This is a genomic window from Inconstantimicrobium porci (assembly GCF_009696465.1).
Taxonomy (GTDB): Bacteria; Bacillota; Clostridia; order Clostridiales; family Clostridiaceae; genus Inconstantimicrobium; species Inconstantimicrobium porci.
On sequence record NZ_VULX01000011.1, the window covers coordinates 58,176 to 83,138 of the forward strand.

At 32.7% G+C, this 24,963-nt stretch carries 27 protein-coding genes, 1 pseudogene and 1 other annotated feature; of the genes and pseudogenes, 5 read left to right on the forward strand and 23 right to left on the reverse strand.

The features are described from left to right. Positions 1-50: 50 nt before the first annotated feature. From FYJ33_RS08890 to FYJ33_RS08915, 6 genes are all read right to left on the reverse strand, one after another. Entirely contained in the window at positions 51-743 is a 693-nt protein-coding gene (locus FYJ33_RS08890; protein WP_154531394.1) for a response regulator, read from the reverse strand. Further along, on the reverse strand, positions 736-2,094 hold the full coding sequence (locus FYJ33_RS08895; protein WP_154531395.1) for a sensor histidine kinase: 1,359 nt from the start codon (positions 2,092-2,094) through the stop codon (positions 736-738). Before FYJ33_RS08895 ends, FYJ33_RS08890 begins: the two co-directional genes overlap by 8 nt. Positions 2,095-2,140: 46 nt before the next feature. Next, entirely contained in the window at positions 2,141-2,788 is a 648-nt protein-coding gene (locus FYJ33_RS08900) for a potassium channel family protein (RefSeq protein ID WP_154531396.1), read from the reverse strand. Positions 2,789-2,818: 30 nt separating this feature from the next. Then, positions 2,819-4,168, reverse strand: a complete 1,350-nt coding sequence (locus FYJ33_RS08905) for a TrkH family potassium uptake protein (RefSeq protein WP_154531397.1) — start codon at positions 4,166-4,168, stop codon at positions 2,819-2,821. After that, positions 4,165-4,554, reverse strand: coding sequence for an NAD-binding protein (locus tag FYJ33_RS08910; protein WP_154531398.1), 390 nt, complete (start codon positions 4,552-4,554; stop codon positions 4,165-4,167). Before FYJ33_RS08910 ends, FYJ33_RS08905 begins: the two co-directional genes overlap by 4 nt. Positions 4,555-4,951: 397 nt before the next feature. Continuing rightward, positions 4,952-5,488 (reverse strand): cysteine hydrolase family protein, encoded by a 537-nt coding sequence (locus FYJ33_RS08915; RefSeq protein WP_154531399.1) that lies wholly within the window; start codon positions 5,486-5,488, stop codon positions 4,952-4,954. Positions 5,489-5,590: 102 nt separating this feature from the next. On the opposite strand from FYJ33_RS08915, the gene FYJ33_RS08920 reads away from it, so the two are divergent. Then, entirely contained in the window at positions 5,591-6,184 is a 594-nt protein-coding gene (locus FYJ33_RS08920; RefSeq protein WP_154531400.1) for a substrate-binding domain-containing protein, read from the forward strand. Positions 6,185-6,315: 131 nt separating this feature from the next. Here the strand turns inward: FYJ33_RS08920 and FYJ33_RS08925 are convergent, their stop codons facing one another. From FYJ33_RS08925 to FYJ33_RS08940, 4 genes are read right to left on the reverse strand one after another with little or no spacing between them, the layout of a single operon-like run. Beyond that, the gene (locus FYJ33_RS08925; protein WP_154531401.1) at positions 6,316-8,778 is read right to left on the reverse strand and encodes a glutathionylspermidine synthase family protein; all 2,463 of its coding nucleotides are present in this window, start codon (positions 8,776-8,778) and stop codon (positions 6,316-6,318) included. 17 nt (positions 8,779-8,795) lie between these two features. Further along, on the reverse strand, positions 8,796-9,080 hold the full coding sequence (locus FYJ33_RS08930; RefSeq protein WP_154531402.1) for a hypothetical protein: 285 nt from the start codon (positions 9,078-9,080) through the stop codon (positions 8,796-8,798). Positions 9,081-9,082: 2 nt separating this feature from the next. Continuing rightward, on the reverse strand, positions 9,083-9,721 hold the full coding sequence (locus FYJ33_RS08935) for a normocyte-binding protein (protein ID WP_206046655.1): 639 nt from the start codon (positions 9,719-9,721) through the stop codon (positions 9,083-9,085). Beyond that, positions 9,711-10,094, reverse strand: a complete 384-nt coding sequence (locus FYJ33_RS08940; protein WP_154531403.1) for a hypothetical protein — start codon at positions 10,092-10,094, stop codon at positions 9,711-9,713. The genes FYJ33_RS08935 and FYJ33_RS08940 overlap by 11 nt, the downstream gene beginning before the upstream one ends. A 285-nt stretch (positions 10,095-10,379) precedes the next feature. Here FYJ33_RS08940 and FYJ33_RS08945 point away from each other — a divergent pair, with 285 nt between their 5' ends. Both FYJ33_RS08945 and FYJ33_RS08950 read left to right on the forward strand, forming a co-directional pair. Next, positions 10,380-10,682: a GGDEF domain-containing protein gene (locus FYJ33_RS08945; RefSeq protein ID WP_154531404.1), complete on the forward strand. Its 303-nt coding sequence runs from the start codon at positions 10,380-10,382 to the stop codon at positions 10,680-10,682. A gap of 27 nt (positions 10,683-10,709) precedes the next feature. Next, positions 10,710-12,101, forward strand: coding sequence for an MATE family efflux transporter (locus tag FYJ33_RS08950; protein WP_154531405.1), 1,392 nt, complete (start codon positions 10,710-10,712; stop codon positions 12,099-12,101). A 114-nt stretch (positions 12,102-12,215) separates the two neighbouring features. On the opposite strand, the gene FYJ33_RS08955 is transcribed toward FYJ33_RS08950, so the two are convergent. The 3 genes from FYJ33_RS08955 to FYJ33_RS08965 all read right to left on the reverse strand — a co-directional run bounded on the left by FYJ33_RS08955 (position 12,216) and on the right by FYJ33_RS08965 (position 15,291). Next, on the reverse strand, positions 12,216-12,842 hold the full coding sequence (locus FYJ33_RS08955; protein ID WP_154531406.1) for a hypothetical protein: 627 nt from the start codon (positions 12,840-12,842) through the stop codon (positions 12,216-12,218). Further along, positions 12,835-13,065, reverse strand: a complete 231-nt coding sequence (locus tag FYJ33_RS08960) for a helix-turn-helix transcriptional regulator (protein WP_154531407.1) — start codon at positions 13,063-13,065, stop codon at positions 12,835-12,837. Before FYJ33_RS08960 ends, FYJ33_RS08955 begins: the two co-directional genes overlap by 8 nt. A gap of 309 nt (positions 13,066-13,374) precedes the next feature. Further along, positions 13,375-15,291 (reverse strand): OPT family oligopeptide transporter, encoded by a 1,917-nt coding sequence (locus FYJ33_RS08965; protein WP_154531408.1) that lies wholly within the window; start codon positions 15,289-15,291, stop codon positions 13,375-13,377. 164 nt (positions 15,292-15,455) lie between these two features. Here FYJ33_RS08965 and FYJ33_RS08970 point away from each other — a divergent pair, with 164 nt between their 5' ends. Further along, on the forward strand, positions 15,456-15,779 hold the full coding sequence (locus tag FYJ33_RS08970; protein WP_154531409.1) for a DUF1266 domain-containing protein: 324 nt from the start codon (positions 15,456-15,458) through the stop codon (positions 15,777-15,779). A gap of 202 nt (positions 15,780-15,981) precedes the next feature. On the opposite strand, the gene FYJ33_RS08975 is transcribed toward FYJ33_RS08970, so the two are convergent. The 5 genes and pseudogenes from FYJ33_RS08975 to FYJ33_RS09000 all read right to left on the reverse strand — a co-directional run bounded on the left by FYJ33_RS08975 (position 15,982) and on the right by FYJ33_RS09000 (position 20,950). Then, positions 15,982-17,955, reverse strand: a complete 1,974-nt coding sequence (locus FYJ33_RS08975; RefSeq protein WP_154531410.1) for a methyl-accepting chemotaxis protein — start codon at positions 17,953-17,955, stop codon at positions 15,982-15,984. Positions 17,956-18,207: 252 nt separating this feature from the next. Then, positions 18,208-18,866 (reverse strand): annotated as a pseudogene (locus tag FYJ33_RS08980) (PLP-dependent cysteine synthase family protein); the annotation flags it as partial. Between the two features lie 306 nt (positions 18,867-19,172). Continuing rightward, positions 19,173-19,423, reverse strand: a binding site (T-box leader). Between the two features lie 89 nt (positions 19,424-19,512). Further along, positions 19,513-20,052, reverse strand: coding sequence for an NUDIX hydrolase (locus tag FYJ33_RS08990; protein ID WP_154531411.1), 540 nt, complete (start codon positions 20,050-20,052; stop codon positions 19,513-19,515). Positions 20,053-20,056: 4 nt separating this feature from the next. Next, positions 20,057-20,557 carry a CYTH domain-containing protein gene (locus FYJ33_RS08995; RefSeq protein ID WP_154531412.1) on the reverse strand — a complete coding sequence of 167 codons (501 nt, stop codon included), beginning with the start codon at positions 20,555-20,557 and terminating at the stop codon, positions 20,057-20,059. 174 nt (positions 20,558-20,731) lie between these two features. Next, positions 20,732-20,950 carry a hypothetical protein gene (locus tag FYJ33_RS09000; protein WP_154531413.1) on the reverse strand — a complete coding sequence of 73 codons (219 nt, stop codon included), beginning with the start codon at positions 20,948-20,950 and terminating at the stop codon, positions 20,732-20,734. Positions 20,951-21,078: 128 nt separating this feature from the next. Here FYJ33_RS09000 and FYJ33_RS09005 point away from each other — a divergent pair, with 128 nt between their 5' ends. After that, on the forward strand, positions 21,079-21,531 hold the full coding sequence (locus FYJ33_RS09005) for a YbaK/EbsC family protein (RefSeq protein ID WP_407928903.1): 453 nt from the start codon (positions 21,079-21,081) through the stop codon (positions 21,529-21,531). Positions 21,532-21,576: 45 nt separating this feature from the next. Here the strand turns inward: FYJ33_RS09005 and FYJ33_RS09010 are convergent, their stop codons facing one another. The 5 genes from FYJ33_RS09010 to FYJ33_RS09030 form a co-directional block, all read right to left on the reverse strand. Then, positions 21,577-22,950, reverse strand: a complete 1,374-nt coding sequence (locus tag FYJ33_RS09010) for a bifunctional metallophosphatase/5'-nucleotidase (RefSeq protein ID WP_154531414.1) — start codon at positions 22,948-22,950, stop codon at positions 21,577-21,579. Between the two features lie 262 nt (positions 22,951-23,212). Then, positions 23,213-23,731: a hypothetical protein gene (locus tag FYJ33_RS09015; protein WP_328598676.1), complete on the reverse strand. Its 519-nt coding sequence runs from the start codon at positions 23,729-23,731 to the stop codon at positions 23,213-23,215. 165 nt (positions 23,732-23,896) lie between these two features. Further along, complete coding sequence (locus FYJ33_RS09020) at positions 23,897-24,289, reverse strand: P-loop NTPase family protein (protein WP_154531416.1); 393 nt, start codon at positions 24,287-24,289, stop codon at positions 23,897-23,899. A gap of 246 nt (positions 24,290-24,535) precedes the next feature. Next, complete coding sequence (locus FYJ33_RS09025) at positions 24,536-24,769, reverse strand: serine hydrolase domain-containing protein (RefSeq protein ID WP_154531417.1); 234 nt, start codon at positions 24,767-24,769, stop codon at positions 24,536-24,538. Next, positions 24,770-24,949, reverse strand: coding sequence for a serine hydrolase (locus FYJ33_RS09030; protein ID WP_154531418.1), 180 nt, complete (start codon positions 24,947-24,949; stop codon positions 24,770-24,772). Positions 24,950-24,963 lie beyond the last annotated feature (14 nt).

Sequence of the window (24,963 nt, forward strand, 5' to 3'; positions counted from 1 at the left end):
AATTGCTTATGCAGTAAAGTTTACTATAAATTTATGACTATGTAAAATGATTATAAATCGGAAAAACGATATCCAACGCCTACTTCTGTCAATATAAACCTTGGATGTGTAGTATCTTTTTCAATTTTTCTTCTAAGACTTGCCATAAATACTCTGACACTCTTACTATCACCATAGCCAGTTCCCCATATCTTCTGAATAATATAATTGTGAGTAAGAACTTTTCCTTTATTAGCAATAAGTAAAAGCAGTGTCTTGTATTCTGTAGGAGTGAGATGAATTTCCTGATCATCAACAAGCACTTTTCTTTTTTCATAGTCAACAGTAAGCCAGTCTCGTTTAAAAATAGACTCTGCATTTTGGCTATTAACTCTTGCTGCCGCACGTTCTGCCACACGGATACGAGCCATAAGTTCACCCATATAAAATGGTTTTGTAACGTAATCATTTGCTCCAAGATCTAACGCTTCAATCTTTTCTGACTCCTGGCCACGCGCTGAAACTACTAAAATTGGAACATCTGAAAAAGTTCTAAGTTCACGCAGTATATCAACACCATCCCTATCCGGCAGTCCTAAATCAAGTAGTACAATTGAAGGATGGTATGAAGAAAACATAAACATTCCCTCAGAGCCGCTTTCTGCCACAATTACACGATAACCTTCTTTAGTAAGCGATAAATCTATAAAATGTGATATATACTTATCATCTTCAATTACAAGTATTGTACTATTTTCATTCATGTGAATCCTCCATTGGTATCATAAAAGTAAATACTGCACCATGCGGCTTGTTATCAGCATATCTGATACTTCCCCCATGAGCTTCTACTATTGCTTTACAGATAGCAAGTCCCAGTCCTAGCCCCATTCTACCATCAACAATATCCTCATTCTGGGTAGCAAACTTTTCAAACAATTTAGACCTAATTTTATCTGGAACACCATCTCCATTATCTGAAACTGACACTGCAATTCTGCCATTATCAGCATAAACAGAAAGTTCAACTAAAGTGCCTCTTTTTGTATGGCAGACCGCATTTTCAAGCAGATTTATAATAACCTGTGCAATAAGTTTTCCATCCATTGGCGCTGTCAGAATTTCATCTGGTAATCTTACATTAAGCTTATTTTCCTTAAACAAACGCTCCGTATGCTTTATTGCCTCTCCAACTATATCATCAATTACTTCATCCTGCTTTTTCAAAACAAGATGATCTTCTGTTATACGAGTCATTCCTAGAATGTTTTCTACAAGATCAATTAACCATACCGTTTCTTCGCTAACGTTACATGCAAGATCTTTACGCTCTTCATCTGTAAGTTTATCATAGTTATCTGACAGAAGGCTTCCTGAACCTGAAAGAGCCGTAAGCGGACTTCTTAGATCATGAGCAATTGAACGAAGTAACATAGAACGCTGGCGTTCCTTTTCCATAGCCATACGTATTTCTTCACGTTCTTTTACAAGTTTCTCACGCTCAAGTGCAATACCAAGCTGTGTACAAAGAGCCTGAATAACCAGCACCTTCTGATCTTCAGACTGTTCATTAAGTACAAGCTTTCCCTGAAGACCTGAAGCACTCATGATAGGATATTCCGTTTTTCCTTCTATTGGCTTTTCTCCTAAAATAATATCTCCATCAATACCTACATAATTATGAAGCATGTCTTTACCAATCTTTATTACACTGTTTGTCCCACTGGCTGAAAGAAACCCCAGTGCTATCTTATACATAGTCTGAGCTGTCTTTTCATTACTGCTTGCTAGTTCCATCTGTGTCTGAAGTCGTGATGTAATAGTTCCTGCTACTATGGCTGTAACAAGAAAAAATCCAAGCAATATTAAATCTGCCCCATTATAAACATGCAATGTATAACGTGGTTCAGTAAATAGCAAAATAAAAACAAGAGTAGCCAGTACAGCCGAACTGACGGCCCAGCCTCGACTACGAGTAAGCACTGCTGTAAAAAGAACACCAAGCAGGAACATCATAACAATACTCTGACTTCCAACACCAAACAATTCCACAATCAGCGAGATTCCTGTAGCCATTGCCATAACAAATATCATCTTTAATAAATTTTTCATCATAGCCACTCTCCTTAATTACAATATACCACATCATACCATAAAATTTCTATTTATTCATCATTCTTAGTATATTTTTACTTTCTCCAGCAATAATAAGATGTTCATTTTCCTTAAATACATACTCTGCACTAATAAGCGGCTTAATCTTTTTACCTGCTCTTATACCTATAACATTAATCTCATGTTGAGAACGTATATTAAGATCACTAATTTTATGATTAATCCAACATTTTGGCACAGTAATTTCCATTATTGCATAATCTTTGGAAAGCTCTATATAATCAAAAGCACCAAGAGCTGAATAGCGCATAGCTGTACGCTGCGCCATATCTCTTTCAGGAAAAACCACTTCATCTGCTCCTATTTTCTTTAAAAGGTCAGCATGTATATCTCTATCAGCTTTAGAAACTATATGTGCTGCACCAAGTTCCTTAAGCAGTGAAGTTATCTCCATTGATGACTGAAAGTTTTCACTAATACATACAAAACATATATCAAAATTTCTTACACCTAATGAACGAAGATTTTCAATCTTCATACAATCTCCAATCTGCGCTCTTGTGACTAAAGAAGAAACTTTATTAACTGCCTCCTCATCTACATCTACAACAAGTACTTCATTCCCCATTTCTGTAAGCCTTACGGCTAAGTTACTTCCAAAACGTCCTGCTCCTATAACAAGCATTGATCTCATATTAAAATCATCCTTTCTTTTTCAATATATTTATCCAACTAATAATTTTCCAACAGGATTTCTAAGTCCTCCCTTAGACTCACATCCCGACATCGCAAGAAAAACTGTTAAACTTCCAAGTCTGCCAGTATACATAAGCAGTATTAGCACCATCTTTGATAATCCTGTCATTGAGGCAGTAACGCCAGTTGAAAGACCAACTGTACCAATAGCTGAAACACATTCAAATGCTGAAGCTACAAGACTCGTTCCCTGAGCGCATATTATAAATGTTCCTATAAATATAAGCCCCATATAAGATGACACTGTACAAAAAGCTTTCTTTACGGCATCTGTATGAATACGATGCTGTCCAACAACTGTGTCATTTTTATTTGTCTGTGATGCATATGCTGTGGCAAGAATCACAACAAAAGTAGTAACCTTTATTCCACCACCAGTTCCTCCTGGAGCTGCACCTACAAACATAAGAAACATTGTAAGAAGCTTTCCTGCTCCACTTAACGATGAGATATCTACTGTATTAAAACCTGCTGTTCTTGGAGTTACTGACTGAAAAAATGATGATAACAAACGGTTACCCAAATTCATTCCTTGCATTGATGCATTCTTTTCAGTAATAAAAAATAATAGAGTTCCTCCAATAAGCAGAACCAGTGTTGATATAACAACTACCTTTGTGTGATATCCAACCTTCTTAACTTTAAAATTGCAATCCATTAAATCTGTCCATACAACAAAGCCAATACCACCAAAAATTATCAGCATACCAATTGTTATTACAACAACTGGGTCATCATAATAAAGTGTAAGTGATGATGACGGCTTGACTATACCCATTAAATCAAATCCAGCATTACAAAATGCCGAAACTGAATGGAATAAGGAAATCCATAACCCTTCACCAAATCCAAATCTTGGTACAAAGCGAGCTGCAAGAAGAGCTGCCCCAATTCCCTCAAAAAGTGCTGTTCCTAAAATAATACGTCGTGCCATCCTTACAACTCCAGTAAGCTGCAGTGATCCAACTCCATCAGCTAACAGCGAACGTTCTCTAAGACCAATCCTTCTGTGTGTTGCTAGTGAGAAAAGTACCATCACCATAATAAAACCTAGCCCACCAACCTGTATTAATATTAACAGGACTACTTGTCCAAAAAAGCTAAGCTTAGTATATATATCAAAAAGAGATAATCCAGTAACACATGTTGCAGAAGTTGAAGTAAACATAGCATCAAGAAAATTAATTCCGCTTCCACTGCGAGTTGAAATTGGAAGCATTAATAATAATGTTCCAAGCAATATTACAAATGCAAAGCCAACAGTTAGAAGCCTTGTGGTTCCCCAATATTTTAAATCTAATAATCTATTCAATTTCATTTTAGTGTCCTCCATATTTCAGCAAGTACCATATTTGTCGACTCATCAGGCATGATTATACGGTCTGCACCAAGCTCATTGTATACATCCTTCATGTTATAGTTCACACATTTTACGATAATATAAATATCCGGGTCATACTGATGTGCTGCCTGACAAAGTGCTATATTTTCTGATTCATTATCTGAAAGAATCAACATTGCAGAATAATAGTCTTCACCTTGAGGTAAAATAGGTTCTGCAAGTTCTATATATTGTATACCATTTTTACGAGCCTCAGAAACAGCATCATTACAGCCAAATATAAGAATACCCATCTTTCGTCTTCCTATATTATTTTCAATAGCTTCTTCGTGTAAAATAAACTTATCAAGTCTTAAAATCATCAAATACCCTAAAAAAAGATACCACTCATTATAAATATCAGCACAATAGTCATTATTGTCACCTTCCTTTATAATTATGGTATCAGAATTCTTATTAAGAAAATGTCCTTATTCATTTTACGGTATAAATATTGTATAAAGACTCTTTATACAATCTTAACACGAAGTTAAACTGGAAAAGAAATTAAAGATGCTTATCAAAATATAATGATGAAAACAACTCTACAGCATTTCTTATTCCCCAAAAGAACATTATATAAAGCGCAATGTGCATAACTGAAGAATCACTAAAGATAAAATAACAATTTTGTCATTCATAATATTAATCCTCCTTATACTCAAAAACTTCATTTATTGGTACACCAAAAGCATCAGCTATCTTAAAAGCTAGTTCTAATTATTTATTTTTTATAATTTTTAATGCTTCATCCATTGAAATCACATCTGCAAATCGCTTGTCCCAGATATCCTGATTATAAAATCTGTGAATTACTTCTCCAGATAAGCGATCATTATCAAAAGTGGTGTTAGCTCCTTCAGGTATGTACATTTTATATTCATAATCAAAAGCACTCTTTATTGTAGTATCAACACAGTATTCAGTCTGCATACCTATAATCATCAAACTTTTTATTTTCTTTTCTTCAAGGTAATCTCTCAATTTAGTCCTATGAAAAGCGCTGTTGAAATTCTTATCTATAATCTTTTCTCCTTGAACTGGTGCAATAAGATCATAAACCTGCCAGCCATATGTACCTTTTTCAAGTTCACTGCCTTTGCCATCATCATGGCAGACATAAAGTACTTCCACATCATTGCTCCTTGCAGTATCAATAAGACTTTTTATATTTTGAATAACTTCCTCACATCTATATGGCTGATCCTCTACTAATGCATTCTGTACATCTATAACAAGTAAAACCATATTCTTCATATCTTTTTCCCCCTGTTTATTTAATTATATTGCATAAAATAAATTATAAAGAAGGATTTGCCATTTGTATAACGAATATATTAAATAACAATAATCGATTTTATGAATTATACTGCTCTTTTTAAAATGAAATCTCCTGAGACTTTTAAAGACACGCTGCACATAGGTGTGGTGCATTCACTGTACGATGACCACGTGCAGGATATGATTGTTGACTACATGGAAAAGAATAAGGACATTGCAATAAAAGTCACTATTGAACATAGCGAGAATCTTATTCCACTGATTCAGGATAACCAGCTGGATATTGCCTTTACATATTTAAGTACAAAGTCTCCGAAATTAATCTGTGAGCCTTTTGCTAAAGACGAGATTATCCTAGTTACAGGTGCAGATAACAGCCTTGCAAAACAATCAGTCACAAATGAAGAGCTAAAGTCTCTGCCGCTATTAGCATCAGGAATTCTTACAGAGTCATTTGATAACTGGCTTCATTCGATAATCCCTGAAAATTATATGTACCCGCTGGACATCAACATCATCAGCAATGTAGTGCCGTTTTTAGAAGCAAATCTTGGTTTCAGCTTCATGATAAAATCTTCTGTAGAAAAGTATATAAAAGAAGGCTCACTAATAGAAGTAAGCCTTGCAGAAAGTACTGTTCCTGAATGGATGAAACTCTTACAGAGTTTCTAAAGATAAAGATTATTTATATTATTTCACAAATTTTTTTGTTTGCTAAAAGTTGAACAGTTTAAGATAACAACGAACAGTTGAGGAGGATGAATTTTGTCCCTTTCTCTTCTCTCTTATTTCTAATCTCAAATCTATTCTATATATGTTGAAACATATTTTGCAGTTATATCTGTTACTGCTTCCCCCATACGAGTGTAAATGCCACAAACCACATCATCAGCAATATAAGCTCCTATAATAGGAAACTGGAATTTTTCCTCTGCCCCAAGGCATGTGTGTTCAGTTAATCTTAGAGGTCTTATATTAACCCTGTCCTGATAAATATAATCCTTGTCCTCATCAATCTCTTTAAAGCTGTCTTCTATGTCATTTCCTTCTCTTGAAAGGTATGGCTTAGCCAGAAAATCATGAGATAGTTTTTTATCCTTTTGAATTGTAGTATATGGTATATATTTTTCTATAAACTGTTCTTCTGAATTATCAAGTATTCCTTTGCCAATAAGCTCGTATAAAACTGCAAACAGTGCCTTAGACTGGCTTATAAGAGTATGGGCTGGATTTATCAAGTACTCCGAAGTACTTAACGGCTCAATAAACTTTCTCATATCCTCATCATAATAGAACCAATCAAGAGGATAATATCTGTAAATTGCATCAATCTCATTGCCATAAAGATAAATCTTATTATCCATCACTTTCATGTCATAAATGTTGCCAAAGATGATATTATAGCTGCCGCATTCCTTGAGGATTTCACTTATAACATTAGTATTGAAAATATCTTCGTAATACCATGACATAACAACTGCAATATTCTTAACGTGCTTATGTTTTTCAATTTCGTTAATAATATTTTTCAGCACATTCTTAATACTATTTTTCAAATTTACATTTGGATCTTCCTGCTTTATATAAAGTCTTGATTTCATTATTGAATTTATGCCCATAGACTCTACAAAACCAGCTGGAGTTTCTGAGTTAAATTCAAGTATATTAAGTTTTCCCAGATCATCCACAGCAAAGTCTATACGGCCAACAGCGCAGAGCTCAGAAGTAGAGGATATTTCTATCATCTTATAAAGTCTCTCTGGAATTCCTAGTATCGGTCCAAAAAGTTCAAGATTTTCTTTAATGTGAGGGCACACCTTTTTCAAGATGCTGCAGAACTTATGCCCTGCATCCTTCATCTCATTGTATAGGCTTCTCTTGATAATCATATTGTCCAGAGAAATATACTCAAGAATATTTGTATAAGGTCCTGTATAATCATATTTAAAAGCAAGTTCTTCACTTAAATCTTCATAAAAATCCACTCTTTTTTCTTCAGTATCAAAATGTCTTTTTTCTATCTTTAATGGATACTCGTCTTCACCAAGTGGTGACATCCATGTGTAATCATCATTAGTCAACAAACTGCTGCTCCATCTTACAAGAATACCGCATGATTTATTGTCCATAATGTACACACCAAAGTTTCCATAAGCAGTAAGAGGAGTATTCCTGTTATTATAATCAGGTGCATAACAGTGCTCCTGCCTTATATCAATAAGATGCTGCAGGACATGCATTTTACCACAAGACAAAACAGCCTCTAGCTGCTTATTCCAGTCATCATCGTTATACAGCTTACCTAGATAAACCTCTTCACTGTATCTGCCAAGACATGCTTTTACTACATACTTGTCTTTTCTGTTTAAGCACTGAGCTAAGTTGTCTTTACTCAGGATTTCCGTATAAGGAATGCATGATTCTATAGTCTTCTTTTCAACAGCACTCAAAAGATTAGAATCACGCTTAACTAAATCCCAAAGATATGCAAAGTACCCCTTAGACTGTATGGCAATAATTCTTGGATCATTAACAATCAGCACTCTGCCTTCATTAAAGCAGTCTAAGATTTCATCAATATTATTAACTTCCTGAAGATATTCAGCAGGAAACATTCTAAGTATTACCTTAACCTTTATCTTTGAGAAAGCATAAACATCTCCCTCAATCACTGATAAATTGTTTGTACCCACAGGGATGATATTTATACATGTATCCTTAAAGATATCTTTAAAATAATAACTGTGGTGAAATTCTTCATAATGAGCAGGGTCCATAAGAAAGCCTACATTAATCTTTTCATCCTGCACGAATTCGCGGCTGATCTCTATAAGATAATCTTTTAGCCTTTCTTCAAAGCCTTCATTTAAGTTTCCCTTAAACTCTTCTTTCCCTGTTAACGCAATTTCCTTCTGACCACATGGCTTGTCGTAATTAAACTCCGCAAAATAGATATCATCATTTGTATCTATAAAAGTATCATATCTTGTCCAGTAAACACGCGACATAGGACATTTTAAAGCAAATATTTTTTTCTTAAGTGGAAAATCATCAACATATTTTAATAACTCTTTATGTCTGCCATTTATTTCACTTAAAACTTTCAGTGATATTCTGTTGATTTCTTCACTATAGGCTCTTATATTGCCGCATATATTTTTGTCGATAAAAAAAGGAATCTGTGAATGTACAAATTCCTCAACTGAAGAACTAACCATATAATTATTGAAAAGTACGTCTTCTGTAAATTTAAGCTGATTTTTCATAAACAATACTCCAGGATTTAGCTGGAGAAACCTCCCCTTGCCCCTGAATATCCTGAAGACTTGCTCCCTGATGAAAACTTAGATCCACTTTTTTTACCTCCTGAAGATACACCATTAAATGAGTGCCAGTAAGTTGCACCACCGCTTGAATGATATCCTGAATCCTCATCTTCATCATCTTCGTCGTCGTAATTGTTACATCCAGCAAATGTGCTTGCCATTGATACAGAAAAGGCTGTAATTACAGCAAAAGCCAGAGCCTTTTTCTTATTTTTCTTAAGCATACCCTTAATATCCTTCATATTTAATCCATCCTTACTAATTTTACATCAATACTTTTTTTCATATATTCAATATAACTCATCAAGTCATCTTTGACTTTTTCTTTAGTTATTATTGTAATACCTTTATAATTAAGTTTTTTAAGTGTTTCACTCTCTGGAAGGTCTTCATCTGTTAACTCATACTGATTATTAAGTTTATCCTCTACTTGTAAAAGATTGATGTTTTCTATATATCTCTCATAAGGAATTATCATAATATACTTACTGCTCTTTATTTCTTTTAAACTTAATCCACAGTTTATAAGATTGCTTATATTCCTCTTTGTGCCGATAAGTCCAAAGTCATTAAACAATAAATTCACATTAAGTATTGGCTTAATATTATACTCATTATTAAGCTTAACAGATAAATTTAGTATTTCATCAAATTCCAAATCTATTATAGTAAAATAATCATCTTTATAGTTGTTCAGAACTTTGTTAATTAAATTATCACTAAGTTCATCCCTGAAATCATCAAGGATAAAATCATCATATGTTTTTAAAGAAACAAATGGCGAGCTTCTAAAAAAACATCTGAAAACTCCAAGGTTTCTTTTCCATTTTCTATATACGTTTATTAAATCTACTTCACATAAATTCATAGCTTTACCTTTCATATGTTACTGCATATATATCATCAAGTGATATATAATGTTTAAAACCATGCTCATTAATGAATACACATCTTCCCTCACTGCATTCATCTTCGCACACTTCACCTTTAAAGCTTATTATAGGCTTACACTTTTTCCATGAATCGCAATCTGTATATATATTTATTTCTCTTGACGTAGGCATAAATCCATAAGGATATTTATATACAATTGCAAAATTATTTTTCGTAGAAAATATTTGTCTATATGTTTTACCATCTTCAACTGTGTCAATTGCAATAAGTCCATCCGCTGGACTCTGAATATTACCTTCTAATACTTCTGTAGCCTTATCCTTATACCATTCATTAAATGTCTTATAGATAAATAATTCCATGTATTTTCTCCCCTTAAATCCTATTCACTTTAATTTTCTAAGATTTTTTCAATCTCAACTACATACATAACATGAAAGTCTTTATCCGGATAGCATTTATCAACCACTCTTTTCCTATGAGATTGAAAGCATTCTCCTTAAATTCATCAAATGATACTTCTCTCATTGTTATACCTCCATTATATCTTTCTCTTTATACTTTATTATATATTAATTAAAAATATTTTGAAGAACTTATAATTTCTTTGACTTTGATAAGGCAATCTTAGAAGAAAATTGTAAAGAATGTGTGATATAGATTACTTTAAATGTATAAATGATACATATGGTCATTTATGTGGCGACGAAATGCTTAAATGCTTTGCATCAATTATTGACGAAAAGGCAGCACAGGAATCAGGATGGACAGGTCGTTATGGCGGAGAAGAATTTATTTGTCTTATACCTGACAAAAATGCTGATGAAACTTATAAGATTGCAGATGTTATATTTTGTCTATTAATAGTTGCATGTCAAAAATTTATTTTGTTTCACATATTAGACATTAACTTTTCATTGGACTATAATTTCTATGTAATAAGAATATAAAATAAAACTTATAAGGAGAATGGTATAATGAGTACAAACAAAAGAAACAGGCTTGGCAATGCACCTGTAAATAAACTTCTCTTTGACTTTGCTGTGCCTAGTATAATTGCCATGATTGTCGGCGCTCTTTACAATATAGTGGACCAGTTCTTTATAGGAAGAAGCATTGGAACTTTAGGAAATGCTGCAACTAATATCGTATTTCCACTGACAACATCATGCGTCGCATTAACACTACTGCTTGGAATAGGTGGTGCATCAACTTTTAATCTTTCAATGGGTGCTAAAAAGGAAAAAGAAGCTGCCTACTATCTTGGAAATGCCGCATCATTATTATTTATATCTGGGCTTATAATGTGTATTATCGTACAACTTTTTGCCGTACCTCTGCTTAAATTTTTTGGTTCTCCTTCTGATGTACTTCCTTACGCAAAAACTTATTCAATAATAACATCACTTGGATTTCCATTTTTAATATTTGCAAATGGAGGCGGTCATCTAGTTCGTGCTGACGGCAGCCCAAAATACACTATGTTTATCAATCTTTCAGGCGCATTAATCAATACAATACTTGACCCAATTCTTATATTCGGACTTAACATGGGCATGGCAGGCGCTGCTATAGCTACTATTGTGGGGCAGATATTTTCTGCATTTTTAGCTTTTAGATATCTGATAAACTGTAGAACTGTACATTTAAAAATAGATCATATAATACCAAGGTTTAAATATGTAGAAAAAATAATATCGCTAGGAGCATCTCCATTTATCAATCAGATAGCACTAATGATTCTACAGATTGTCCAAAATAATTCGCTTACTTATTATGGAGCATTATCTGAGTATGGTTCATCAATACCACTTGCCTGCTCAGGAATAATAATGAAGGTAAACATGATTTTCTTTTCAGTAATCATTGGTATTGCTCAAGGGCTACAGCCAATTGCCAGTTTCAACTATGGAGCAAAGCAGTACGACCGTGTAAAGGACGCATATATACTTGCAATGAAGCGTGCAGCTGTCATTTCAGTTATTGCATTTATCACATTCCAGCTGGTACCAAGACAAATTATCTCTCTATTTGGTTCTGGATCAGAAATGTATTTTAAATTTGCAGAAGCATATTTCAGGATATTCCTGTTCTTTACTTTCTTAAACTTTATACAGCCAATTTCAGCTAACTTCTTTACTGCAATCGGTAAACCTAAGAAAGGTATATTCTTATCACTTACAAGACAGATATTATTTCTGATTCCGCTTATAATAATACTTCCAAGGTTTATAGGCATAGATGGAATAATGTATGCAGGTCCAATAGCTGACCTTGTGGCAGCAATAGTAACATTAGTGCTTGCATACTACGAACTAAATAATCTTAAGAAGCTGCAGTCTGAACAGAAACAGACAGCAAGCATTTAACACATTAAATAATATAAAAGGCGTTCACCTAACTTTGGCGAACGCCTTTTTATTATCTGCATAAAGTTATTTTTACATCCATATGTTATTTTTATTACTAATTACTATCAATGATTATCTTGTACAAGCTCTATATATTATATAACCCACCATTCCTATTATGAAAATTCCATAAACTATAGTAAATATCTTTGAGTACTTCTCAGCCATTTCTTTTCTTTCTTTGTACTCTTTTCTGCTTACATTCTTCTGCTTAGGATAAACACCTATCATTATTGAAATAATGATAAAGTTGACGATAAGTACTGCTGTGTCTGCTCTTAATAGACTGCCAGGTATCTCAAATATTTTTATCTTTAAAGCAGATGTAATAGTTGTAATCACACTTATACCAGTTGATATATAGCATATAATATCTGCCGCTTTCTTATTTTTCATTCTAAAAGACAGCTCAATTCCTTTCATGTAAAGGAATCTAAATAAGAAATAAGTTAAATTTAAAACATTAACAATTACTAATACTACATGTGGTGAAAATTCAATCTTACCTGTCATTGCTTTATATAATACATATAAAACTAGGGATGTAAGTGTTAATAAATTTGAATATTTTAATGCATGACCCTGTGCCCTTTCTTCTAATTCATCCTGTTCCATGACTACAATCACTATATAACAGCAAAATAACAGCACTGTTAAAATTAAATGCAGTGAAAAAGTAATTTGTTGTATATTATTCATTATCGTCTACCTCCAAAATTTCAAAAACATCATCTACTTTTTTATCAAAATATTTAGCAATCGAAAAAGCTAACTTTAATGATGGATTAAAAGTTCCTCTTTCAATTTCTGAGATTGTACTCCTGTTAACTCCTAAATCTATTGCAAGATCTTCCTGAGTTATATTTTTTTCAGCCCTTAAAACCTTTAATTTTGTATTAAAAATTTTCTGCTTTCTTAACATACTAATTCCTCCCTTGGTTATATAATACAATAAATGTTGTATATATACAACATTTTTTTATATATACACAACAGAAGATTAGATATATACGGCTTTTTAAAATGGAATTGCGTTCAGCAATCCCTCAGAAGGTTTAGGGGATTTGCCTCCATTATAATTTAGAAATCAGCTAGCAAAGCTATGCTGATTTCATCCTGTTCTCTTATCTCTTCTCTCATATCTCTAATCTTCATTTAACAAAAATAGCAGCCTACGAATTTCTTCGTAAACTGCTATTTTCTATATTTTAATATAATATTTTTTAAATTATTATGCTTTCTTTTTTGAAGAGGCTATAGGAACAGTTACTGCTATTACAAGCACTACAAGAAGCAATAACGCCATTCCGTTTGATGCAAAGAATCCTGATGGAGTCATTGGTGTAATTACGCCAGTTACCTGAAGTATTATTCCAAGTAATCCGATTATTGATCCTCCAGCTACAAGTCCAGATGAAAGGCTGATTCCGTTTGAAACCTTAGCTTCAACATCTTCTTTATTCTTGCTCATCTTTTCTATGAATAATCTAATTAATGCACCAACAAGAATTATACTACTTGTTGATATTGGAAGATAGAATCCTATAGCTATAGTCATTATAGGTAAGTTAAGCATGTATAAGAATAATGCTACAACTACTCCTGTTATAATCATTGGCCATGGAAGATTTCCTGACATTATTCCAGATGTAAGAGTTGACATTAAGTTTGCCTGTGGAAGTGCAAACTGTGCATCAGCTCCTGTCTGTGAAAGCTGTGAAGATAAAATAAGAATTGTACCAGTTACAACTACAACACCTATGATGCTTGAAATTGCAAATGATCTTCTCATTTCTTTTCTGCTTCCGCCAATTACAAATGCAACCTTCTGTGACTGGCTGTATCCACCAGCTGCTGAAATTGCAACAACCATGAATGACGCAAATAATAATAATGACTTGTTGTCTGTCTGCTTAGTCCATCCCATGATAAGGAACACTAATGTAAGTATAACAAGTGAAGCTATTGTCATTCCTGAAACAGGAAGGTTTGAAGTTCCAATTGTTCCTGTAAGTCTTGCTGAAACTATTACAAATAATAAAGCAAGGATTAATGATACTATTGCTGCAAGTACAGCCATTAAGATACTTCCTGAGATAAAATATGCAGCTACTGCTAGCACTGCAATTCCTACAAAAAGACTAATCATTTCGCCAGGATCTTTTTCAGTTACTTCGCCATTTGATGGTTTAGCTTTTAAAGTTTCCTTTATTGATACTACGATAGTTGGTATAAGCTTAACAGCTCCAATGATACCTCCACATAACATCATTCCAGCTCCAATATATTTTACGTAGCTAGATGCTATTGCATTTGCATCCATCTGATGAAGCATAGTTGCTGCATCATTCCATGTAGCCACATTATGATCAGCAAGATCTGTAAAGTATCCTATAAGTGGTGCTATACCAAAGTTTGCAAGTATTGATCCAGCAAACATCTGAAGTGATACTTCAATTCCTACTATAAATCCTATACCTAAAAGAAGAGGATTCACTTCAAGTGAAAACTTCCACTTATAAAACTTATTTCCTAAATACGTTACTGTACTGTTTATAGCATTGAAGAATGAACCTGTAAGTACATTGATAATACCGCTAATTCCCATACCAATTCCCATATACTTAACTGAATCTCCACCTGCTTCAGAAGCTACAAGTGTTTCTGAAATAGCCATTGATTCAGGATACATAAGCTTTCCATGTTCATCAACTATAAGATAGTTGTAAACAAGCGATACAGTTCCAATTCCAAATAATGTTCCTGCAATACCAACTACTAGTCCTTCCATGAACGTAAAGTTGCTGCCTATAAGAATTATTGCAGGTAAAACATATATCATACCACTAGCAATAGATTCTCCTCCACTTGACATACCTTGAACGATATTCTTTCCTAAAATACCTTTGGTATTTGCAAATATCTTTATAAACATTGCTCCAATAATTGCGCCAGGAATACCAGCTGCCACTGTAAGGCCTGACTTCATTCCTGAATAAGCTGTAGACGCAGCAAAAAGTGCCGCAAGTATACTTCCAATTATAAGTACAGCTATGTTAATACCGCTCTTGCTTTTATCTTTCACATATGGTACATAATCTTTGCCCTGAATGCCACCATATGCTTCTTTTGATAACTTATCTTTCATTTTTTCCTCCTTAGTAAATCTATATTGTTAATCTATAGATAGTATATGAAATATACTATCTGCAATATTCGACAATATTTCTTCTGCTTTAAAATTATATCGTAAAAGCAATGGGGGTTTCAAGATAAGTTTTGAGAAAATAATGAAAATAATTAATTTGAGGAATGGATCAGTATAGAGAAATGTCTACTCCTACTATGAAATTTATAGGCGCTGCTGGTTATATAAATTATGAAGAAGCTATAAAAATTAGTGTTGATGCCTGCAGAGTTTTACAGGCTAACTATTCATCATGGGACCATATGATGAACAGCTATTTTTTAGGACTAGCTTATTGGAATGGAGCTATGCAAACTTCACCAGAAAGTAGAAAATTAGCTTATGAAGCAGAAAAAAATAATCCTAATGGTATTTACAGCATTCCATGGGATACAAATCTAGATAAGCATGACTTTATTGCTCCTAGAAAAAATGAAGGAAAAACGTAAAATTGGCATAAATATAACATATAAATTAATGATAATCTTAAAAGAGCACAATGCACTGAATCGAAATCATCTTTCATCAATGTGCATTGTGCTCATTAATCTATTATTTAATTAAAAATGGAATAGAATTTCACTTTATTAATCTTGACCAATACTCCCCATAAACACGCTGGAAGTACTAATAACAGTATAAAATTTCTGATTAAAATTTGAATTGTGATATATTTTCTTTTAATTGGTCTGACTTATCTTTTAATAAATCAAAGTCTTTTACAAACTTGTTTGCAGAATCATCTATTTCCTGTGCTGAAGCACTAACTTCTTCACTTCCCGCTGCTGTTTCTTCAAGTAGTGCTGAAAGTCCGTCCACTTTTTGAAGTACATTATCTTTCATGCTTCCTATTTCAGTAATACTAGTTGTAATACTTTCTACTTCATTGCTTAAACCTTTAACTGATGAAACAATTTCTGAGAACACACTCTGCGAATCAATGACTGCTTTTTCCTGTTCATTAACATAATTTGAAGCTTCAACAACTTTATCTACAGCAGTCTTTGTAATAATATTTATATCGCTAATTATCTTGCTTATCTCTGCTGCTGAAGCTGCCGTTTCTTCTGCAAGTTTTCCTATTTCTCCAGAAACAACTGCAAATCCTTTTCCAGCTTCACCTGCTCTTGCTGCCTCTATAGCTGCATTCAGTGCAAGAAGATTTGTCTGCTCAGTTATATCACTGATTGTATCATTTATTCCTTGAATCTTTTCAATACTCTTAGATACTTCTTCAACTACTCTGCTTACCTGCTCTGTACTATTTTTTGTCTGATTTGATTTTTCAAGCACAAGCTCAGCAATATCAATACCCTTGCTTCCTAAATCATTAGTTTCAGAAGCAGCTCTATTAACATTATTAGTTTTATCATTTATCATATTTATAGAATCTGATAAATGCTGCATATTCACTACTATGCCTTCAAGATCAATTGAACACTGATTAGTTCCACCAGCTATTTCTCCCATAGTAGCTCCTACCTGGTCAATAGCAGAAGATATCTCACTACTCATTCTCATTGAGTTCACAACAATATCATCAACATTATTAACTGATTCATTTACGTTGCCAATAAGATATGATAAATTATTCTTCATCTTATTACAACTTTCTTCCAGTATAGCGAATTCTTTCACCTTTGAATTTAAATCAATATCCTCTGTAAAATCACCTTCTGATGCCTTCTGCATCATATCAGATAATTTATTAAGACTTCTGTCGATACCCTTAGTAACAATTTTAACAATGATTATTGCTGCTATTATTATAGCAACCATAATTGTAACTGTTAATCTTAATCTCTTATATAAAGAATCATTTAGTTCCCCAACTTCAGTATTAAGCATTAACTTCCAGCCAGTCTTTTCTGATGTGCTGTAATATCCCCTATACTTCTTACCATTATAAGAGAATTTTGTTTTTCCATCATTATTCTTTATAACATCATTCCAGATAGAATACTTAGTAACTTCCTGTCCACCAATTTTTTCTTTATTAGTAGCTGAAATTATAAAACCATCTTCAGCAGAAATTATAACTTGTCCAGTTGTACCATATTTTATACTTGACAGCTGATTACTTAATTGAGTTAGCTCAATATCTAAACCTAAAACACCTATTACTGTATTATTTTCAACAACTGCTTTAGATATTGTTATTACATTCTTGCCTGTCGCAGAATCTAAATATGGACTTTGTATTATATAATCATCCTTATTCTCAACAGATTGTTTATACCAAGGTCTTGATTTTGAATCATATCCTTCAGGCAACTCTTCATCTAACGACTGAACATCACTTCCATCAGATTCATTTGTATAGTAGATGTTTAATATATTGAAATCATTATTATCTAGTAACTTCATTTCTTTTCTTAAATCCGTAAAATCAGAATAGTTTCCACCTTCTGATAATGTCTTTAATATATTTTCATATCTACTTATTTCTGTATCAATCATATTTTTTGCAATTGATAAAAGTAGTTTCCCATTTTGATTATAATTTCTATCAGTTTCACTTTTATCATTAGCTAAAGAAAAAATATTTATTATAAGTATAACTGACATTACAAGCAACATAATAATTGCAAATAACATAGATTTCAAAGAATATTTTTTTCTCATAAAGTCCCTCCAAAGCATTTTCTATTTGTTTCATATTATAATATAATATAATCAAACTTCTTTCCAGTAGTTTATGATTTTTTTATCATTTTGCTTTTTTTAGATTAATTTCCAACATATTTTTTGTTATTTTATTATTTTTTTCGACTTTTTTTGCCATTTCGATTGCCAAAAAAACAGAAATATCATTTTTGATATTTCTGCACCAATACAGGAAATAGTAACTTTACATAAATACACTCATTTTCCATATTAATTTATTGCTGAATCAACATAATTATATATACCTTTACTAAGATACCTGTCACCATTGTCTGGAAAAACAGTAACTATATTGCCTGATTCAATTTTTTCTGCTATCTTCAGTGCAGAAACAAGTGCTGCTCCAGATGAAGAACCTACTATAATTCCTTCTTTACTAGCTAGCAGTTTAGCACCTTTAAAGGCTTCATCATCAGTAACCTTGATAACATCGTCTACAAGATTCATATCCATTGTTCCTGGAATAAAATCATTGCCTATGCCTTCAATATTATATGGAGCCTCTTCCCCTCCTCCCATTGTTGAACCAATAGGATCAGCTAAAACTCCTCTTATATTTTTATTTTTTTCTTAAAATATTTCATTATGCCACTATAAGTTGCTCCACTACCTGCACCTGCTGTAAAATAATCAATTTTCCCATCTAAATCTTCATATATCTCCTTGCCTGTTCCTTCATAGTGCGCTCTTGGATTGTCCTTATTTTCAAATTGATTAATAATCACACCTCCTTTTATAGTTTCTTTTAGTTCTTCCGCCTTTTTAACTGCCCCCAGCATTCCTTGTTCCCTAGGTGTATTTATAATTTGAGCACCTAATGCTCTCATTAACTGCTGCTTTTCTTCAGAGAACTTAGTAGGCACAGTAAATTATATAATTCATTTTATATCCCTTCTTCAATTAATATTATCTAATTAATATTATCTAATTAATTCTCCCTGTATCTATAGCATTTTTTATATCCTGTATTAAGTCATCAATATTTTCTATTCCAACAGAGAAACTTTTTATAATCTATATCTTGTCCTAAAGCAAAAGATACAACTCCGCCATTCCATTTTGGTGCTATTTCATTAAAATAATTCAATGAATTCATAAAATCACATCCCGATATTTATTTATCATCACAGACATATCACAATATCTAAGCATTAAAAAACTCCTGCCTCTAAAATACTAGAGGCAGGAGTTACTCTGCAGTTCCACTCTAATTACTAAAAACAATAATATGTTTCAGTATCTCATTTGGTTTGGTACAATATCATACCTCAACTCTATAAAGGGAGTTCCCTCTGCCGTCTACTTTAATTTTCGAAGCAGTGCTCAAAGACGCATTCACATTATTTTATCTAAAAATCTTTCACAGCCTAGAAGATTTATCTCTGATAGACTCCTTAATACTACTATTTCTTATCAATGCATAAATACTATACAATTCTTATCTGATTACTCTGATATGTTTATATCATAAATTCTAAATTTTAAATCTTAAATTTTAAATTCATTCAATCTTAATTATTTAAGCATTTCTAGTTCTTCAACATATATGCAGTGTTTTATAGTATTGTCTTTAACGTTCTCTTCACACTTATCAAGATCCATCCACATTACAGATTCCACTTCTTCTTTCTGTAAGTTTAACGTTTCAATATTAAGATCATTCATCTTTATTCTAAATACTTTAGTAATCTGATTATCAATAAACCTTTGTCCATGAAATATATCATCATAATGTATCATTCTCATGCCACGCTCTTCAAGATCATTTTCAGAAACCTTTATGCCAAGTTCTTCATTAAGTTCTCTAACTGCAGATTCTACAAAATCAGAACCTGCTGGAATATGACCAGCTGATGAGATATCGTAACAGCCTGGATATGAATCTTTATTTCTGCTTCTCTTCTGCAGAAGCACATCAATTCCGCCCTTATCATTATCACGCACTATCCACACATGTGAAGTCCTGTGAAGATCACCATCACGATGAACTTTACTTCTTTCTTTAACATTTCCTGTAGGCATTCCGCCTTGATCTACTATATCGAGCAATTCCAATATATTACCCCCTTGTCCTCTTCCAATAATTTTTCATTTTATATGATTTGTCTTCAGTCACATCCTGTCCAAACCATTCAGGTGATTTAAAGCTTCTAGCCTCTTCTTCGCTTTCAAACTCTATTTCACCATAAGAGAACTGACTATCCTTTCCTTCATCTACAGTACCAACAGTTAACTCATGCTTTTCATCTACTGGTATTCTGTAGTAAGTCTTAGTAACCACATTATCTTTATCAATGTTACCAACTTCAAGAAGCTCTTCATATTCACTTTTTGATAATTCCTTTTCAATTTCATGTCTTACAAGTGTGCCTTCGCCTTTAATACATAACTTATAAGTTATATCTGAAATCTCTGATGTTTCAAGATTCTTCACACGCTTGCTCCTTATCCTGACTTCAGGATTAATTGATAAATAACTCTGAGTATAATAAGTTTCAGTTTTAGACAACTCTACTGGCACCTTTTTCATATCAAATAACCATTTTCTCTCTATTTCCATTATGTCCATTTTCCCCTTATTTAAACAAATTAATAATTTAATTATACATCTCATATTCATATAACAATATATCTAAATGTAAAATTCTTCTTATTAACTGTACTTTTTTACAAAATAATAATGTATAATATTAACAATAAAAAATATCTAAAATAGCATCTATAAAAAATTTTATTAAAGTGAAAGACATATTCCGAAGCCAACGTCGTTCCTTACAGTCTCTCCAAGTCGTTTCTTCATATGTCTTTCGTTAATATTATAATATTTAATCATCTTTAATGTTCTGTCTAGAGCATCTTTTGAATTTACAAGCAGATCAGGTTCAAATCCTCTTCCTTCAAAATCATCTCCTTCTGTTGTCAGATAAAGATACCTTCCGATATGATCGCACAAGCCCCTAACTATTAGTTTCTATATCAGTTAAAAAGTGTTAAAGTATAAGTATATAAAATTAAACTTTGCAAATCCTAACAAGTAACAAATTATATGAAATGTAGGTGATAATAATATCTCTGGACAAAGTGAAAAACTTTTTTAAAAATATAGGTCTTGAAGATAGAATAAAAGTTTTAGATGATTCTACTGCAACAGTTGAACTTGCCGCTAAGGCAGTTGGATGTGAAATTAAACAAATTGCAAAATCCATGACTTTTTTAGTGAAAGAAAAACCAGTAATGATTGTCTGTGCAGGCAACGTCAAAATTAATAATTCCAAGTATAAGTCACATTTTCATGAAAAAGCAAAAATGATACCTGCTTCTATGATTGAAGAATACATAGGTCATAATATGGGTGGTGTCTGTCCTTTTGCAATCAAAAACAACGTAGCAGTTTATCTAGATGAATCATTAAAAGCTAACGAAATAGTATATCCTGCAGCTGGAAATGAACATAGTGCTGTTAAATTAACATTAAATGAACTTGAACAGTATTCTAATGCAACTATGTGGGTTGATGTATGTAAAGAAATTTAATAATTAAAACAATGAAAAAAGCATAACTTTATATCATGCTTTTCTTTAAGATATTATCCACCTGTCTATAAAAGCATTATCTACAAATTCTTTTCTGCATAAATACTTTTTTAAAGTTATTCTTAAAAAATCAATATCATATCGTACATTTCTGTTTTCTCCAAGAGGAGTATAACCTGTGCCTCTTTCAAGATAATCTGAAGTAGCAATTGTATAGTACTTTTCATCCTCAATTTCTTTGCCATTAATAAGTACTCTCTTCACACTCTTTCCATCATGTTCAATAACTGCACCTGAAACATGAAGTCTTCCCAGGTATTTTCCCCTAAAGCCAGCGCCTCTTCCGTCTTTGTAGCATAAATCATGGTCAAGTGACATGTTAAGAGCTTCTTTTATATCCTTCCCCTGAACTTCCATGTAAGTTGGATTAAGTGGTGATGGGCATATTTCAATAAGCTTCTTCATAGAAACTTCACCTTTTCTAATGCCACCATTTAAAACTCCACTATTGATTATTCCAAGATCAGTTTTTAGTAAATTTCTTAAAGCATCAGCAAGGAAGTTAGTCATAGGATTTTCTTCTACAACATCGTGATACAAATCTCTATCAATACTGTAAAGTGGTGTGCTTAAAGTCTCTATGGCTTTCTTCCTGTTAGTGCTGATAATCTCAAGAATATTTTCATCCATTTCCTCATCCTTAACCTTAATATTTTCAGCTGTAACATCATGAACTTGTCCATCATATTCAAATGAGACTACTCCTAAATATTCACCATAGCAGCCTGACATATGAAGTTTTATATCTTTTACCACATGTGGTTTATCCATTAAAACATGACTGTGTCCATCTATTACAATATCTATACCTTTTACAACTTCTAAAAGCTCTTCATCTTCTCTAAGTCCAAGGTGAGAAAGAAGTATGCAAACATCATATTTTCCCTTATTATCATCAATTTCTTTCTGTATGGCTTTCTTATAAGGAAGAGTACCCATATCCATAAGATCAAGAAACTCTTTAAAATCTGGTGATGCACCAATAACAAGAAATCTCGCACCTGATTTTTCTAATATAACGCTCCTTTTTACATATTTAAGATAGCTTCCATCTTTTTTAACTAGATTACATGAAAGGAATGGTAAATCTGTACTGCTTGTCATTGAATGCATTTTATCAACACCTTCAAACATTTCATTGTTGCCAATAGCAAGTGCATCATAACCTGCTTCCTTAAGTAACTTGGCACCTGCCTGTCCATCTGTCCCCTGCAGCATTAAGTCCATAAAATCATGAAAGTCTCCAGCATCAAGCACAAGAGTATTCCCATCTCTCATCTTCTTTATCTTAGTACTAATCCTTGCAAAATTCTCGAAACGACTGTGTACGTCATTAGTATGTAGTATTGTAAATCTCATTTCATAGCCCCCCATAATTTAAAAATACTTGTTTTTTATCATCTATACATAAATATAAACTACTCAATAAATAAAACTTATAAATAAGGTCACAGATATCAGGTCACATGTCACAGAAAAGGATAGAATTAACTGTATTACGTTTGTTAATTCTAAAATTCCAATAGTTTATTTCTCTAAACCGCTGAGCCAAAATCAGACTCTATTATCGATTAACTTATTTTTTCTTAGAAACTGTCCGTAAGGAAAGTCTCATCCTAACCTATGACCTGTGACCTATAACGTGTGACTTGGTAAAGTTACAGTCTTTAATATATCTCAATACAGTTTCATCGCTCCATATCTGCGCCTCAATATATCTTTCTGGTCCATACTTTCCATCTGCATTCCAATCTTGCGGAAGCCCATACTTATCAATAAGCTTAATTATATCATCATAAAAATACAGCTTTTTTCTATATTCTTTTCCATCATTCACTCTTGGACTAAAAGTTGGATGAGAATCCCCATATGTAAATGAAACTGTTCTCAAATCGAATTCATTTACATCAATCTTTATGTACGCACTATCCTCAAACCATGAACTGAGCCATACACACTCTTCAACAACCATATAATAAGGAACTCTTCTCTTAATAATTCCGCCCTGTTCAATAAATTTATCTCTCAGCATCCCCTCAAAAGAAAGCCTATCCTCAACATATGAAAGACTTCTTTTTGCTGCCATAGTATCAGGCTTTTCTTTTTTAATTTTATTCAATACACTTCTAGCTTCATCCACAGACAAATCTGATAAATTTAAAAAAGGCTGCTGTTTTTTATCATAGTAATGATATAGATACATAAATAACTCACTTCCATTTATTTAGATTATTATTTATACAATCTCTAATTCTTTCATATGTCTTATCCCAGTCTTTAAACGGATCTTCTATTATGATCTTATCTACTGGTAACTTGTCCAATATATACAGTTCCCTTTTCTGTCTTGCTTTAAGACATTCAGGTACTCTTTGTCCCATTCAAGCATGTCGTATATCTTATATTTTATCACTTTATCAAACAACTCACCGGTAATGATAGCAAGTGAAATAACATAACCATTTTTCTTTATCTCTGCACTTTTAAGCAATACCGCCTGTTCATCTTCTGAAAACTTCTTAAAATCATCATTGCCTATGAAAGCATCAAATTCATAATCAGCTGGATGATTTTCTGCCCCTTCTGGAAAATACAATGTTTTATGACCATTTTCATTTAGCAATTTTGATATGTATTCTGCAGTAGATGTCTTACCAATACAAGGCACACCCTCTACTATAAAAAGTCTATTTTTCATAAATTCTCCCCCACAACCCTTTTACCATATATAAATTAAAAATTTAGGATGAAATCCTAAACAGATTTCTCAATTCTAATTGAGTACATCTCTAAACCACCGAGCCATAATTGGCATCTATTATAAATTGACTTATTCTTTTTTAGAAACTGTCCGTTAGGAAAGTTTCATCCTAACCTGTGACTTGAGACCTTTGACCTGTTACCTATAAGGTGTTACTTATTCAAATTGCGATTTACTTAGTAGTTATAATAATTCTCTTAAATAAGGTATATGATATTTCTCCCTGCTTGGATGTACCCTGTTAGTAAGAAGGATTACATAAGTGCCTCTCTTTGGATCAATCCAGATGCTTGTTCCTGTAAAGCCAAGATGTCCAACAACAGTGCACTTTATACTATCATCCTCAATTATCTGCCATCCCAGTCCTCTAGCTTCATTCATTCCCTCTGTCTGATTTTTAAAAGATTCCTGAATCATCTAGCCCCTGTTACTATATGCAACTGTAGAATTCACTTCATACTGCAGGTCATCATTTAAGAGACCTCTTATAATATCATCTTTGTTGTTTCCAAACTGCTTTAAATATGTCCTTTCAGATAAACCTAATGTATGTGTCAGCAGATTCTTTATAGTTACATTTTTAAGTTTTTCATTCACATTATCACCAAAAT

Coding starts and splice junctions, on each gene's coding strand:
- FYJ33_RS08970 (WP_154531409.1), top strand. CDS start 15,456: ATGGATCAGTATAGAGAAATGTCTACTCCTACTATGAAATTTATAGGC.
- FYJ33_RS08890 (WP_154531394.1), bottom strand. CDS start 743: ATGAATGAAAATAGTACAATACTTGTAATTGAAGATGATAAGTATATA.
- FYJ33_RS08955 (WP_154531406.1), bottom strand. CDS start 12,842: ATGAATAATATACAACAAATTACTTTTTCACTGCATTTAATTTTAACA.
- FYJ33_RS08925 (WP_154531401.1), bottom strand. CDS start 8,778: ATGAAAAATCAGCTTAAATTTACAGAAGACGTACTTTTCAATAATTAT.
- FYJ33_RS08915 (WP_154531399.1), bottom strand. CDS start 5,488: ATGAAGAATATGGTTTTACTTGTTATAGATGTACAGAATGCATTAGTA.
- FYJ33_RS08995 (WP_154531412.1), bottom strand. CDS start 20,557: ATGGAAATAGAGAGAAAATGGTTATTTGATATGAAAAAGGTGCCAGTA.
- FYJ33_RS08910 (WP_154531398.1), bottom strand. CDS start 4,554: ATGATTTTAAGACTTGATAAGTTTATTTTACACGAAGAAGCTATTGAA.
- FYJ33_RS08895 (WP_154531395.1), bottom strand. CDS start 2,094: ATGATGAAAAATTTATTAAAGATGATATTTGTTATGGCAATGGCTACA.
- FYJ33_RS08960 (WP_154531407.1), bottom strand. CDS start 13,065: ATGTTAAGAAAGCAGAAAATTTTTAATACAAAATTAAAGGTTTTAAGG.
- FYJ33_RS08965 (WP_154531408.1), bottom strand. CDS start 15,291: ATGAAAGATAAGTTATCAAAAGAAGCATATGGTGGCATTCAGGGCAAA.
- FYJ33_RS08905 (WP_154531397.1), bottom strand. CDS start 4,168: ATGAAATTGAATAGATTATTAGATTTAAAATATTGGGGAACCACAAGG.
- FYJ33_RS09025 (WP_154531417.1), bottom strand. CDS start 24,769: ATGATTCAGGAATCTTTTAAAAATCAGACAGAGGGAATGAATGAAGCT.
- FYJ33_RS08900 (WP_154531396.1), bottom strand. CDS start 2,788: ATGAGATCAATGCTTGTTATAGGAGCAGGACGTTTTGGAAGTAACTTA.
- FYJ33_RS09010 (WP_154531414.1), bottom strand. CDS start 22,950: ATGAGATTTACAATACTACATACTAATGACGTACACAGTCGTTTCGAG.
- FYJ33_RS09020 (WP_154531416.1), bottom strand. CDS start 24,289: ATGAAAAATAGACTTTTTATAGTAGAGGGTGTGCCTTGTATTGGTAAG.
- FYJ33_RS08975 (WP_154531410.1), bottom strand. CDS start 17,955: ATGAGAAAAAAATATTCTTTGAAATCTATGTTATTTGCAATTATTATG.
- FYJ33_RS08935 (WP_206046655.1), bottom strand. CDS start 9,721: ATGAAAGGTAAAGCTATGAATTTATGTGAAGTAGATTTAATAAACGTA.
- FYJ33_RS08920 (WP_154531400.1), top strand. CDS start 5,591: ATGAATTATACTGCTCTTTTTAAAATGAAATCTCCTGAGACTTTTAAA.
- FYJ33_RS08945 (WP_154531404.1), top strand. CDS start 10,380: ATGTGTGATATAGATTACTTTAAATGTATAAATGATACATATGGTCAT.
- FYJ33_RS08950 (WP_154531405.1), top strand. CDS start 10,710: ATGAGTACAAACAAAAGAAACAGGCTTGGCAATGCACCTGTAAATAAA.
- FYJ33_RS08930 (WP_154531402.1), bottom strand. CDS start 9,080: ATGAAGGATATTAAGGGTATGCTTAAGAAAAATAAGAAAAAGGCTCTG.
- FYJ33_RS08940 (WP_154531403.1), bottom strand. CDS start 10,094: ATGGAATTATTTATCTATAAGACATTTAATGAATGGTATAAGGATAAG.